Raw genomic sequence first — 14,412 nt, 5'->3', positions numbered from 1 at the left:
TAAAAAAGTAAACAAAAAATCTAGACAGAATAAAGCTTCAACCCACACGCCAACGCACACCCCGCTATTCTGCCTTGCCAACGCGCCTAGACGAAATGGATTCTACTTAACATAATATTAAGCTGCAAATCCTCGACCAAGCTCTGCTTGCTCGTACAAATGCTGAAATACTACATCTGTCTTTTCTGAAAAGACTTTTCTGTCGTAACTATCAGGTAGCGTCTCATTCAGAATCTTCTTTATTTCTTGGCGCACCATTTCCTGAGTGGCTTTATCCTTGTGCCATTCCTGAATCAAGATTTTGTTTTTGGCGTCAAACAGTATTTTGAGCAAGTTGTTCGCAGCGAGTTTTACACTCTTTTCTTCCTCTTTGGTTAATTTCTCTTTCTTTAACAAGTCAAAAAGCTCCAACTCCTCTTCATTCATGTCATTTTTTGCCGCTCGCTCCTGCTCTTCTGATAAATCTTCAGCTTGCTTGACAAGTTCATCGTAGGCTTCTTCGATGGATAAACTGCCTGAATTATAATCTTCAATTACCTTTTCGAACCGTTCTAGAAATGAACCACGAGTTTTGTTTTGAGCAAGCATCTGTTTAAGCTTGATTTCCATCAATTCTCGCAAATCAGCAAACTGGATGTTTTTATGTTTCTTTTCAGGGAATTCTGCTCTGAGTAGTTCAAAGTTCAGCTTACTTAAATCAATTTGCTTTCCTTGCTCAATGAGATAGTTAACCTTAGGATCACCAACTAAATCACCCTTAGCCAAGACGCTTGAATCTAATAAAGCATCTATTTTTTTCTTAGCTCGTTCTATTGCTTCATCCTGGTCTACATGCCTGTCAACTACTTTTTTTAGGTATTCGAATACGTCTCTTGACTTCTTAATATCCGGATAATTATAGATTTCAGGTTTTGCTGAGTCATAAAGTGAAGCGATGGTGTTTACAAAAAGGCCTAACTGCTTGCTATAATCATCCTTTGTAAGAATGATATTGGCGAACTCCTGAAATAATTCAACTTCTTTAAAACCTCTTTCACCAAGGTTGATAATCTCATCTATATCAGCACCAAGTTGCTTAAAATAGCTTTTTGCCTCAGATATTCCATTCTTCAACAATGATAAGAGCTCTTCAAACTCCTTAACTGGAAACTCATCTGAGTCGTCCTCAGTTGATTTACCCTTGCTTCCTTCTGCATAAGCCGCAAGTGCCTTTTTAAGGTTTCTAAATACTCCGAAGTAGTCAATCACTAGTCCATTTTTCTTCCCCTCTATAACACGATTTGCCCGAGCTATGGTCTGCATCAATGTGTGATTTTGTAGGGGCTTATCTAGGTACAATGTAGACACTGAAGGAGCATCAAATCCAGTAAGCCACATAGCAGTAACAAATACAATCCGATAGGTATTATTTGGGTCTTTGAAGTAGTCTTCAATGTTCCTCCCATCTTTATCGGGATAATCCATCAAATTCCGATGAGGTGTAATGTTGAGCCCTTCTTTTTCAAATACTTCCTTTTCTTCTTTATCAGAACCCTCCTGACTGATTACAGCTGACATTCTGGTTTCCTCCATGAAATCAATCGCGCGTTTATAGCGTTCCTTTAACTCAGAATTCTTCTCTTTAACAATCTTTTTTCGAAGTTCTTTAATTTCTTCTTTTTGAGCGGATTGAACAAATTCAAACATCGTGACGGCTGTAAATTTGTCAATACAAACCACCATGGCTTTCATAGGTTTGCGATGCTGATTATCATCAAGAACATCGAGGCGATACGGGTAATGCTGCACAATATGTTTAGCAATTTCTTGAAGACGATCTTCTCTCCTAACGACTTGGAGTAAGGTGGAATACTCTTTGTCTAATTTCTTCTTTTGTTCTTCACTAAGATTTTCATCTTCTAAAATCTCAGCTGCATCTCCGACAAGGTCTTCATTGACTTGCTCTACACGTGGTACACTTTTCTTATAGTACAACGGCACAGTTGCGCCATCTTCTATACTTTGAGCAAAGTTGTACTCCGATACATAGGGACCAAACCAATCTTTAGTTTGCTCATTTCTAAGCAATGGAGTGCCGGTAAAAGCAATGTATTGTGCATTTGGTATTGCAATACGCATATTTTCCGCCAATCCCTTGTATTGCGTACGATGTGCCTCATCAACGATGACAATCCAATCATCTCGGTCTGTCAATTTAGGATAGGTCTTCCCTTTCTCTATTCCAAATTTATGAATCAAGGCAAATGAATGTGTCAGGTTACTTTGCAGATCAAGTTTTAATTGGTCTCTGTTTTTTGGTCGGTATTTGTTTTTTTTGGGATCTTCGACTTTGGGGATGGCCTCAGTTTCTAAGAAGTTTCTAAAAATTTGATCGTCTAAGTCTTTGCGATCTGTGATAATCAGGAATGACCAATTACCTTCTACTTTGCGATGAATCTTTCTTGAAAAGAAGATCATTGAGTAGGATTTACCAGACCCTTGGGTATGCCAAAAAACGCCCAACTTCCCTCCTTTACCTTCTCGATTGTTTAGCGATAAAATGGCATTATTAACTCCAAGGAATTGATGGTTCTTAGCTATGATTTTAATCTTGTTTTTGTGATACAAGACAAAATTTTCAAAATAGTCTAATAAGCTATTCTTTTGACATAATCCACGACCAAATAACTCAAGGCTTAAGCGGCTGCTAGAGTCTCTGCTTTCAGCCTCTACCTCTTCCCTATTCATCTGTTCATGACTAATGGCTGTATCTTCCATTTTTACCCACGAAAAGAAATGCCCCCAAGAAGCATTAAAAGCGCCAACTCGTGTTTGAATTCCATTGGAAATGCAGACAAAACAATTGTACCAGAAAAGCTGAGGAATATCTCTACGATAGTCTTTTAGGTTTTTATCATAGCCCACTTTGACCTTTTCTGTTGCATTTTTCAACTCAATCATCACCAGAGGTAGGCCATTCACATAGAGCAGTAGATCCGGTCTACGTGTGATATTGTCTGTCTGCAAGTATTCTATGCTCAGCTGAGAAACAACCAGAAATTCATTGTTTGCGGGTTCATCAATATCAATGACTTTCACATAATCATTTTCTTCCCTGCCAGCTGTATTTAAGAAAGTAACTGGCACTCCACCTTTAATTAACTCATAGACTTCTTTATTGGCTAGAACTGGTGTAAGTGTTGCACGACTTTTACATAGCTCCTGTACTGCATGGTTGATACTTTTCTCAGGAAGATGACCATTGATTTCTGAAAGCTTAGCTCTCAAACGATCTTTAAGCACCACATCTTTAAGCGTATCTCTACCAACCAATTTCTTTTCCCAGGCATTGATATGCTGATAGCCGAGGACCAATTCAAAAAATTGGATGTCTGCTTCTTCAATATGTGATTCGTTCAGAAAGGCCATTTATCTCAAATAATAATGATGATTTGAATATTGATTGAATTTATCTTCCGTCTCTACACTGTCGTCAATAATCAACTCAATTAAGTTTTCAATAGTTTGAGGATTGATGCCATTTGACTCATCAGTCGTAATGATATCGTTCCAAATTCCAGATTCTTGATAGGTCTTCTTTTTCAGATTTTGCCAAGTCCATATATACTTTCTCTGACCTAGAAGGCCCAAATGCTCCCAGTACCATGTCTTGCCATTGGCATAAACAGTAAAATCCGTTTTAATATTGATTTCTTTTCCATTGATGATAGGCTTTTCCTCATAGGCGAAATCAAAAGTATCTTTCCCTAGCTCATCTCTTTTCTTCATCAACATGTGATAAATAAGCAGCTCAACACGCGACTCTACATAGACACCTGATTCTGGTTCTAAATCGTAGAATCTGTATGGCTTATCTAACATAAGACTTGTTCGTCTTGATGCCGAGAAGGATCTACTCATAGCTATTTCCAAAACACTTTTCTTTTCATGATTCGATTGCAGAAAGAGTGTAATGGATTTCTTCGTACGTGTTAATGCGGTATAGATCAATTCCTTTGACAGCAAGCCATAGCGAGCAGGTACGATTACAAACAGGTGATTAAAGCCACTTCCTTGCGATTTATGAACTGTAACAGCATAAGCCAATTCAAAGAACTCTTGTTCCATGCTTCTTATCTCGCTAAAAGAAATGTCTAACAAACCATCGACATCTTCGAAGTAGAAATGTTCTTTGTAGTTCTTACCACCAATGAACCCAAGCGTACCATTCGATAAGAGTAACTTCTTATTCTGATAGTAATTCTTAGTTCTGATGAGCTTGTCCGTTTTCTTATAGAGACTTTTTCTTAATTCATAAGGAACACCCCTTTTAAACTCATTCTGTATGTACTCATTGATCTTGCTTGCACCAGAGTATTGTGCTTGATAGGGTGATAAAATCTGGAAATTTTCAATCCCTGATTTTGTATTCAGAATTTCTCCTGTGCTTTTTAAACCAAGAATTTGGTTTAATGATGAATACAGATCTCCCTTTATTTTTTGAGTCTCAGATAAGCGAATGAATTCCTTTTTGAGTTGATCGTATAACTCCTCTTTATTTTCCCAGTACAAGGCACGAAATCCATCAGAAATATCTGTGTGCTGATCTTCCAACTTCTGATGTAGGCGAGATGAAAGCTCTCCTTTTTGCTTGAAGGCTTCTGCTAATTCCAGTACTTCATTGTCTTTCAATTCTGATCGACAGTTAGTTTCGAGCTGTATAAAGTTTGAGGAATACTCTTTTGTGATTCGTAAGAAACTAATCAAATCTGCTAGCACACGTCCATAGCCAATAGCCGGTAGCTGATTGGGGTCTCCTATGAGTATCAATCTCTTGAATGAAGGTTCTTTGAAATTGAAGATTTCAATCAGTTTTTCAAACTTGAGCAGATCGACCATTGAAGTCTCATCAATGATCACATTCTTAAACTCCTTCAGCTTCGCCCTTGATATCTTATTATAAGTGACATCTGCAACGAATTTGTCTATTGTAGACGCTGTAATTCCCGGAAAGTCTTTGTCTGAGCTTAATCGAAGTGCTGCCTTGCCTGTAGGTGCCAGCAGTAGATATTTCTGGTTTTCATTTTCCTCTAAATGCTTGAGAATGTTCAGTATCTCATAGGATTTACCACTTCCGGCACTCCCTGAAATAACGAAAAACTTCTTCGTAAATACATTTTGATAGAGTTTTCTCCTCTCCTCTCGAAATCCCGCGGACTCTTGATCAAAACCCTCTCCAATTTGATCAGACAATTTCTGGACTGAATCCTCAATGTACTGATCAAGGTCTGGGAAAGCTTCATTATTATCAGGAGACCTCAATAGCTCATTTACTTTACCTTCAATGTTTTTCTCAGCATTGTAAACCTGCGTCAAGTAGTAATAGGTCGTATCATTTTCTTCTACCAATACGAGTTTTTTTCGATCATCTTGGAAGTGATTGGCATATTCACTCTTCACAGGATGAAAGAAATGTGCAGGTAACTTGTACTCTTCACCAATATCGTAAAACAAGGGGTAAGCCGTCATTACTTCTTGCAATGCATCTGCATCAGAGAAACAATCTCCTGTATTTTCAAGAGTGTGGAGATGCCTCAGAATCAAGGCTCTGATTCTACGCTTATCTACGAAGTTCATCGTCCTTTGCATATCTAGACGAGCTAAGAACCGCGTATCAGGAAAATAAGCAATGTCTATTTTGAAAATATCAATGGGAGCATCCAATTCCTCACCATACACATCATCGTGTGAATCTGGCCAGTACTCATAATCTTCATAGAGCAAATAAGGATTGGCAATAATATCTTCTGGATCGTGGGATCGCCTGACGCTATCATCAAACTTCCGAATCCAGTCATCCGATAATTTGAGCTTGCCATCCAAAATTCGTTGAAACTGAAAGGGCTTCAAGTTTAGCATGCTTAAATGCAAAAACTGCTCTATGGAAAATCCATTTTGATCCAATCGGTCTTTAAGATCATTGATAGCAGCTAGCTGCTTGGGTGGCAAGTTTGCCGCCTTGGGCGCATTAAATATTGCCAGTAGTTCTTCATCGGGCTGTTCAGCATCGATTTTGAAGTCTTCATAAAACTGCTCCAAAGGAAAGTTGGGTTCGTCCCGTTGATTGAGCAATGCCCTACTGATACCTACAAAACCCGGGAAATAGGAACGTGAACTCCAGGCGAGATCCAATAGATTTTCAACCTTCTCTATGTTTTCCTGCATTTGTGCAACGGGCACCACCCCATCATCTTTACAAGTCATCAAGGACTTTCGCATCTTAGTTAGGATGTAGATGGCTTCATCATCTCCAACATCCATAGCTACATACTTGAAGCACCATTCCAGTTCTGGCTCTGTAATGGCAACCTTAATCTTATCCAAGAATTCATCCTTAGCATTATCATCTAGCTTCTCGGCTGCTTCCAAGTACTCATGGTAAGGCATGCGAACTCTAGAATAATCATCAAAGCTGAACTGCATGGCCCAGTTCATGCTAGGGAAATTTCGATTCTTGTAATTCTTGTATTCCTTTTCTCTGATGGCATCTATCTCAGACTTTGGTCCAAAATGCTTGATGTCCTTGGCGTTTTGTTTACCGTCAATCAAACCTGCACCTACTACTAAGTATTGTTGCTCTTCTTCTGTGATTGGGTTGGAGAACTTAGCATACATAAAGGCAATGCTCTTGTTCTCATGCATTTTAGCCGTGAACCGAGGTATGCGTACACTCTCTAAATTCTTAGGGTATGCTCCACTCTCGTTTTGCTCTTTGAATGTACGGGTAAAGGAGACCGCAAATGGCCAGCTCAGCATGGAGTTCTTTGGCAATTCTTCCTCTATTAACTCAAGACCAGGAGCGGCAGGGTTATCGTGCTTCACATTTAAAGATGTAGAACCAAATAGATTGGCTGACCAAAAACAAGGTGGTTGATAATCTATGTCTGCAATGGACTGACCTTTGTACTTCAACTCATTCTCCATGTTTTCATCCTTACGTCTGCGGATACGTTCGGATAAGAGCGAGTTAAACCCATTGCAAAAGGTATTATTCTCAGGATCATTACAGATGTGCCCGTTCCATTTATTATCATGCCAAGCCACTCGCAAGGTGACATGAGCCGGAGGCATTTGAAACTGATCTGAAGCCATGAACTCTTGTGCCTTCTCATCCTTCTCATCATCTTCTTCAAGCTCGTCCAGTTCATCTACCAGATTCAGTGCCCATTTGATCATTTTTGGACTCAAGTATTTTGATAAGCCCGCCTTTTTCTTGGCACTGATAAGTGCATTGATGTTCTTAAACCCCAGATTTTTCTCCTTGGCCAACTCAATGTATTCCTCCCATTCATCTTCGCTGTAATCATCGAAGGTAGCGTTCATGATATCCAAATCTAATGGGTCTTGTAGGTTGTAATTGGCCATGTTTCTTTACTCTTCTGGTTCGACTTTAGATTGTTCAAGCAACTCCCACCATTCTATATTTTTATTTGCCTTTTTCTCATAGGATCTTATTGCACCATTTCTAATTAGCATTCGCCTTAGCTCTTCATCCTCAAACCCTCCCATTTTGCTCTTAATAAAACTGAATGACCGTCTTCTAAACTTGACATGTCGCAAGAATTTGGAAAGTGCTGCATCTGCACTTCTCTCCGTTTTGTATTGTTCTTCAAGCTTTTCTCGTTCAAGATCAAATTGTTCTCGAATCTTACTCTTCTCAGCTTGAAGCTTTCTTTCCTGAATGATGTAGGTAATTAGTCCGGATAGTAAAGCAATAATACCTGAAGTTATAATCGATGTAATTACAGTTTCGCTCATTTCAAAGTTGTTAATAATTTGCCTCCGGCTCTGCAGCCATACTCAAGTTTTCAGTTTCATCTATATCTAAACCTGATACATCCAACTTACCACTGATCAGTCGAGGTAAGAGTAAGTCTCTGGTTTCCTGGAGGGCTTGATTTTTTTTGTTTAATGCGATTATCTCTTCAAAGAAAGGAGATGTGATTCCAGAATATTTCTCAAGGAGTAATTGGTTTGGAATTCCAAATTTTAGTTTTCCCATATCTATTGGGCTCAAGTTTTGTTGTGCAGCCCCATTAGATAAATTCTCCAAAGTTCTTCTCAAGATTTCACTTCGGAAAAACATATAGACAAATTCAAACAATTCGTTAGATCTAGGTTTCAGCTTTGCAACTCGTTGATTTAGCAAATAATTATCACCATATGCCAAGCATATTCTACCAATGTTTCCTGTGAGCGAAAGAAGAATATCTTTATCCTTTATAAAAATATCCTCCTTCAGTTTTTTTGGTAATTCATGAATACAATCAGTAGTATCAGTTACGAAAAATCCATTTTGAACATTTTTAATAGTTACAAGCCTATATTTCCCCGTTTCTTCAAATGATTCACTTTTAAACGCAAACCCAGAAATAATATCAACAATGTCATTTAAGTCCTTCAACTCCCACCCCTCGGGCAAAGCACCCTCAGTACCATATGGCACTACATTTCCTTCTTTATCAAAGAACTTACAATCCTGATAGCCCGGAAAACGCATGCGCACAAACCACTCTTTGTAGATTTCCTCTGCCATCTCTTCCAGCAGTTTGATGCGCTTGTTGTTGTTTTCAATCAAGTCGTCATAGGCAGAGAGAATGAACGCCAACTCCCTTTGTTCAGTAACTTTTTCTGGATAATGTATTGGGATACTTCTAAGAATTGAAGTATTCAAGTTCATCATAGTGGCGCCAATAGCCTGGTTTTCAATCCACCCAACAATGTTTTTTTGCTTCAGATAGTAAAACAAATACTCAGGATTTAGAATGGTTCCAGTACCTCTTAATCTAATACAGCCAGTTCCACAAAATGCTCCAGCTGTGTCCTCAGTAATTAAGGCTCTCTTGTTTATCTCCCCTCTCCTTGGGAAAATAACATCATTGATTTCTACAATGTGTTGAGAAAGTCTATTTGCATCATCTTCAGAAATTCGTGCTATAGAAGAAAAATCTAGTTGGTCATTCTTTATATCCTTAGGCATAATAACTGGTACACCAAATTCCGTGTAATCAGATTCGTGTAATTGAGAACCAAATGGTCCAGTCTGAACCTTTCCACCTTCCAAATCATATATTTCACCTAATGTCTTAGTCTCCCACTTCATTCATTATAGATCTTAAAGATTTTGCAATAGACTGTTCTAGTAATTGAGCTGATTGACTTAATTCTAGGAACTGTTTGCTTTGTTCAGATAGCCGTTGTTTAAACTCTCTATCAGTTAATTCATCCTCATCAACATTAACCCCAACATACCTTCCTGCATTCAAAGAATAATCCTGTTCCTCAGCATACTCAGATCGATCTGCCATTTTGCATAGTCCAATTACATCCTGATATTTAGCTTCTGGGAAGCGTTTGTGGAGCCAATGGATATTATTGTACCAGTAGGTGGTTTGTTCTACCGCTTCAATATAAGCCTCCAGTTCTGCTTCCAGCACTTTGTCTGCACGGCTTAGGTCATTGGTTGTCCATGCTTTATCAGTTTTGAGTTTGGCATGTTTGTCAGCCAGCTTCCAGAGTTCGGTAAGTGTATTTACATCCTTTTTCAGTGCTCCCAACTCATTTTTGTATTGTTCAGTTAATGCTTTTAGGTACTCGGCTGCCTCATGTTGTGCTGCATTTTCCTGAGAGGTTTCAACCAATGATTGCTGAAGTGATTTTTGATCTATGATTTCAGGTTTACTTCGCTCCCATTGTGCCAGTTTGTGGTAGAAATCAGATTCTTCCAGGGCTTGCTTTTTGGCTGGGGTGCGCTTTTCATTTTTTGTTTCTTCAGCGTAGGCTTTCAATCCCTTGCTTAGCTTCTCCAAAGCTGATTCCAGATTGGCCTTTGCCGGCCCTACCTCTTGAATGGCTTCATCAGCATTGACGATGTATTTGTGAATGAGCTCCAGAAAACGATCGGTCTCACCTCGATACAAACGCACAATGGCTGCCAGATTCTGCTGATGCTCCTCTGTCCACTCTCTGTGGGCACGGTCAATTTGGTGGAAGACATTTCGGGCATCCAAAAACAAGATTTTGTCTTTGCGATCGGTATTCACCTTTTGCTTATCAAAAAACCAAAGGGTAGCTGGAAGTGTAACGGTAAAGAACATGTTGGACGGCATACTGACCATACAATCCACTATTCCACTATCGACAATCTTCTTTCTAATCTCATACTCGGAATTCCTCGCATCACTGGCAGAGTTGGGCATCACAAAACCTGCTCTACCTGTTTTGTTTAATGAAGTGGCGAAAAGGGAAATCCAGAGATAATTGGCATCTGAAATCTTGTCTTCTTTCCTGCCTTGGTTTTTGGGTAAACCATAGTTGTAGAAACGCTTGTCTTCCTTAACTGTGCTTTCCTTTACCGACTTTACATTGAATGGCGGGTTAGCCATCACATAGTCAAACTTCCCAAAGCTCTCGTGTGGATCTTCCTCGTAAGAGTTTGTTTCTATGATCTCACCTCTTAGGTTGTTAACCATGAGGTTCATTTTAGCCAATCGTACCGTTTCGCCCATATACTCTTGTCCACAGACATAAATATCGCTGAGGTCATGATTCTCATGTTGTAAGAAATGAGCAGATTGTACGAACATCCCACCCGATCCGCAGGCTGGGTCATAGATCTTTCCTTTGTAAGGTTCTATCACTTCCACAATGAAACGTACAACTGATGTTGGCGTAAAGAACTCCCCACCTTTCTGCCCTTCGCTCATAGCAAACTTGCCTAAAAAGTATTCGTAAATCTTCCCAAACACATCACCAGAAGCATCTTGAGGTATATCAGAGAATGCCTTTAAAAGTTGAGGTAGGATGTCCTTCTTCTTCTTTTCTATATCAAAGTAAGCCTCCTTGGGCAGTACATCCTGAAACTTAGCATCCTGATGTTTTTCTATGCCTTCCATGGCTTCCCGTAGTGCTTTTGCCATGCTATCCTCTCCAGGGAGATTCAGTAGATAATTGAATCGAGCATTGTCAGGTAAGTAAAACCCACACTTGGCTAACGCAATCTTTTGAATGGGCTGCTCCATTCGAGAGCCTTTGGACTTTTGATATTCATCCAAAATATCAGATTCATACTGGCTGTACTTGTTTTCTGCAAACTTTAGGAATATCAATCCCAGCACTGGTACAGCATAATCGGATGCCTTGAGTCCACCATATGCCCTTAGTGCATTGGCCGAATCCCATAACTTATCTTCTAATTCCTTTAGTTGTTCGTTTGTCATTGATTAAAATCGGTTCGCTAATTCTTCTTCAAACTTATCCTTCTTTTTACATTTAAATGATTTAATCTTATCCAGCTTCTCACCATTCGAAACATAATTAAAGACCTGAAAACAATCATGATTCTCACCATATGTCTCAATGATCACATCACCGTCTTTTGTTGAAAAATACCAACTAGCCTCATTGACTCTTCTGTACACATTGGGATTGGGATGACCAAACTGATTCTTTCTGTCCACTAATGCCAAACACACCTTGGGTGATAAAGCTTCAAGGTATTCTTTAGTAGTGAAATCAGGACTACTGCCATGATGGGAAAGAATAAGCACATCGACCTCCTTCATTAGAGTGTTTACTGCCAACTTGGAAGCTAATTCAGGAGACTCCAAGTCCCCAACACTTAAAACAGAGATATTTCCAGTGCGCCACATATGAATGACAGATTTGTCATTTGATTTCTGGTATTTGGAAAGATCTTGGCTATGAGTGAATTTTGAATATCCCCAAGACTGAGCTTGATTTCCAGTATATCTTCCTTGATATTTCGTTGGATTTGGAGGCCCTAAGTATTCATCTATTAATCGCTTAGATCGAGTTTGATTTTCTTTTTCACTGTCTGGCTCGTAACCAGGGTACAGAATTGTTTTGGGCTTTAGTTTATTCAAGATCAATTCGAGTTCACTTGCAGTGCAATGATCCTTGTCCCAACTAGAAATATATAGTTCATCTATCTGGTTTTTTCCGCACCGACCAAGTTCATGCGCTACTGATCTTACATTATCATCATTAAGGCGCGCCTCCCCTAATGTGAAATTTTTAGTTGCTGCATCCCAGTAAGAAAAAGACGAACCTAATGAGGTTAGCTGATATGCTCTAAAGCGAGTATGTCTGGATTCAAATGCCATAATTATTTTAGTAAGGTTGGACAATAAAGTTTAATTTGAAGTTCAGTCATTACTGAGGCGTGATTAATCAATGCTTCAATTTTCACGTCTGACAATGGAGTCAAATTGGTTCCAACACTCCTAGCCAGTTTTTCCTGTTCTTGGGTATTAGCATCTGTGATAACGCTTGAGTAATCCACTGATTTCAGCACCTTTCTCTTAATCTCATCCCATTGATTATCTTCTATTTCCTGACTTGTAATTCCATGTGATTGCCAAACATGGGCAAGTATTTGGCTATTCTTCATCGCCCTAATGAACTCATCAATTGATCTACTAAAATCCCATCCAAGAGAATGGTATGCTATTTCTCGATCTTTGCTTTCAATACTATCAAACAACAAATCGATCATTTGCTGATTCTTAATCCTGTTCATGAACACATCACTAATTCGAATTAGAAGGGCAAGAACATTTCTGTAGGTATTTTTGAATGGCATTTGGTTGCCTGCATCACTTACAATTATAACATCACAAGAATAAGAGCTCAGTCCAAATGCAAGCTTATGGATGCCTTGATTATCATATATGCCCCCATCTACTAACCTAGGTTTTATACGTTTGAAATCGTCTCTATCTTGGAAATACTCTTTGCTTATGGTTACAGGCGAAAAAGCGAAAGGAACACAGGAAGAGGCTGCAACCGCTCTTGCAATTGGGAATTTTTTATGAACAAAATTGATTCCTTTAGTTCCATCATCTGGATAAGCATAAGTGGAATCCGACATCTTATCTGTTGCAAAAGTAAATGGTCTTCCAGTTTCAACATTAGTCGAGTTTATTACTAGCTGAGGAGAGTCGGGCAAGTCACTAAGTGTTGTTTTTCCATGAAATATCTTGCGATAATTTCTCTCATTTCCTTTACTAAATGGTAGAAGATTGAATTGAAAAAAGCCAATAAGTATTGCTATAACAGGTAAAGATACCATTGCCCAAAATCCGCCTATGAATATCCACAATAAAGTTGGAATGGATAAAATGATAAGAAAAATTGGAGTAAACCTCCATGATATCAAAAGCCTTGAAATCATACTCTTTTTTAGTCCTCGGAGCATGATTTTTTCAAAACCGTCATAATTATCAACATGTATGCAATAGGTGGCAGCTATTATCGATCCTCCGGAATTGGAAGAAATGACGTCTATTGAATCAAGTAACTCCATATCCCTGAGTTTGCGAAGCGTCCCAATATGATATGCTGCAGCTCGATAACCACCACCAGAGAGTGCAAGACCTATTTTTTTATTTTCTTTCATGCATTTTCTGTAATCAGTTAAAGTTACAAACAGTTGTTAATCATATATGATTTAATTTAAGAATATTGTCATTTTTAATCGATAGTAGACTGAAGATATATGTTAAGTCATTTAAACAATATTGTTGTTTAGGTACTTATGCTTTTCGCACACATTTGCCACTCTCCTGCCCCACTACCAACATTCCTCACTGCGCATGGTAATTCCTCGCTCGTGACGAGTGGCAAAAGAGTGCTCGTTACTGCTAAGAAATGATGTTACTGCTTCTAAGGATGAAAAAAGGCCAAACCCTAAACTATTAATGCTAACCCAGAACCGAAGCTATATTAACATAACGCAGGACATTATATAACAATTCTATGGATTTGCTGCTTACGAGCACGGCGAGTAATTACCATAAGATCAGATATAGAATCTGTGTGCTAGCCTATGGGCTGATAGTTCTATATCGGTACCGATCTTATGTTAAAAGCAAATCCAGGTTTCTATTACAACAACTCTTCATTAAAAGATGAATCGCAAATCCATCCAGCCGCACAACCGTGCTTATATAATCATATTATGTTAACCATGCCTATCGGCCTGGCGAGTATTTACGTGCAGTGCTTCTAAAGTTTAAACTTTGAGATTGTGCTTCTAGCTGAGGTGTTATATAATTAGCCGTTATATTAAATAGCCGCTGCGCCATCGCACGATCGCTCAGGCGATCCTGGCCATCGCACACCTTTGCCCTGGCCCAGCGCCTATTAATAGTTTACCCAACGCTCTTTTCCGCTCTAGCGGAATTACCAGCCCAAACGCAAGAGATTTCCAGGCAAAGTGTATCGTTCTATTTTTCGTTATCCGTACGATTGATCAGTTCAATTTCAAATACGCGATTCTCAGCGATTAGGAATTTGCCTGTAAAACACTTGCTGGCCAATGCTCCGTTTTGACACAGCTCACCATACATC

The 14,412-nt window shown here is 39.0% G+C and carries 7 protein-coding genes; all 7 read right to left on the bottom strand.

What is annotated here, in order from left to right:
• Positions 1–117: 117 nt before the first annotated feature.
• The 7 genes from ACL8WY_RS00965 to ACL8WY_RS00935 are packed head-to-tail and all read right to left on the bottom strand — an operon-like array spanning position 118 to position 13,459.
• Positions 118–3,408 carry a type I restriction endonuclease subunit R gene (locus tag ACL8WY_RS00965; RefSeq protein WP_436516393.1) on the bottom strand — a complete coding sequence of 1,097 codons (3,291 nt, stop codon included), beginning with the start codon at positions 3,406–3,408 and terminating at the stop codon, positions 118–120.
• Complete coding sequence (locus ACL8WY_RS00960; protein ID WP_436516392.1) at positions 3,409–7,404, bottom strand: ATP-dependent DNA helicase; 3,996 nt, start codon at positions 7,402–7,404, stop codon at positions 3,409–3,411.
• A 6-nt stretch (positions 7,405–7,410) separates the two neighbouring features.
• Positions 7,411–7,797 (bottom strand): hypothetical protein, encoded by a 387-nt coding sequence (locus ACL8WY_RS00955; protein ID WP_436516391.1) that lies wholly within the window; start codon positions 7,795–7,797, stop codon positions 7,411–7,413.
• Between the two features lie 10 nt (positions 7,798–7,807).
• Complete coding sequence (locus tag ACL8WY_RS00950; RefSeq protein WP_436516389.1) at positions 7,808–9,142, bottom strand: restriction endonuclease subunit S; 1,335 nt, start codon at positions 9,140–9,142, stop codon at positions 7,808–7,810.
• Positions 9,126–11,258 (bottom strand): N-6 DNA methylase, encoded by a 2,133-nt coding sequence (locus ACL8WY_RS00945; RefSeq protein WP_436516388.1) that lies wholly within the window; start codon positions 11,256–11,258, stop codon positions 9,126–9,128. The genes ACL8WY_RS00950 and ACL8WY_RS00945 overlap by 17 nt, the downstream gene beginning before the upstream one ends.
• 3 nt (positions 11,259–11,261) lie before the next feature.
• On the bottom strand, positions 11,262–12,164 hold the full coding sequence (locus ACL8WY_RS00940) for a ComEC/Rec2 family competence protein (RefSeq protein ID WP_436516387.1): 903 nt from the start codon (positions 12,162–12,164) through the stop codon (positions 11,262–11,264).
• 2 nt (positions 12,165–12,166) lie between these two features.
• A complete protein-coding gene (locus tag ACL8WY_RS00935; RefSeq protein ID WP_436516386.1) occupies positions 12,167–13,459 on the bottom strand; it encodes a patatin-like phospholipase family protein in 1,293 nt (430 codons plus the stop codon).
• Positions 13,460–14,412: the final 953 nt, after the last annotated feature.

The organism is Ekhidna algicida, assembly GCF_051379705.1.
Taxonomy (GTDB): domain Bacteria; phylum Bacteroidota; class Bacteroidia; order Cytophagales; family Cyclobacteriaceae; genus Ekhidna.
The sequence above is the reverse complement of the archived record's forward strand: the minus strand, read 5'-3'. Positions and strand labels throughout refer to the sequence as shown.

Bases quoted from the DNA above. Each gene is read 5' to 3' on its own strand.
- ACL8WY_RS00965 (WP_436516393.1), bottom strand. From the start codon at position 3,408: ATGGCCTTTCTGAACGAATCACATATTGAAGAAGCAGACATCCAATTT.
- ACL8WY_RS00960 (WP_436516392.1), bottom strand. From the start codon at position 7,404: ATGGCCAATTACAACCTACAAGACCCATTAGATTTGGATATCATGAAC.
- ACL8WY_RS00955 (WP_436516391.1), bottom strand. From the start codon at position 7,797: ATGAGCGAAACTGTAATTACATCGATTATAACTTCAGGTATTATTGCT.
- ACL8WY_RS00950 (WP_436516389.1), bottom strand. From the start codon at position 9,142: ATGAAGTGGGAGACTAAGACATTAGGTGAAATATATGATTTGGAAGGT.
- ACL8WY_RS00945 (WP_436516388.1), bottom strand. From the start codon at position 11,258: ATGACAAACGAACAACTAAAGGAATTAGAAGATAAGTTATGGGATTCG.
- ACL8WY_RS00940 (WP_436516387.1), bottom strand. From the start codon at position 12,164: ATGGCATTTGAATCCAGACATACTCGCTTTAGAGCATATCAGCTAACC.
- ACL8WY_RS00935 (WP_436516386.1), bottom strand. From the start codon at position 13,459: ATGAAAGAAAATAAAAAAATAGGTCTTGCACTCTCTGGTGGTGGTTAT.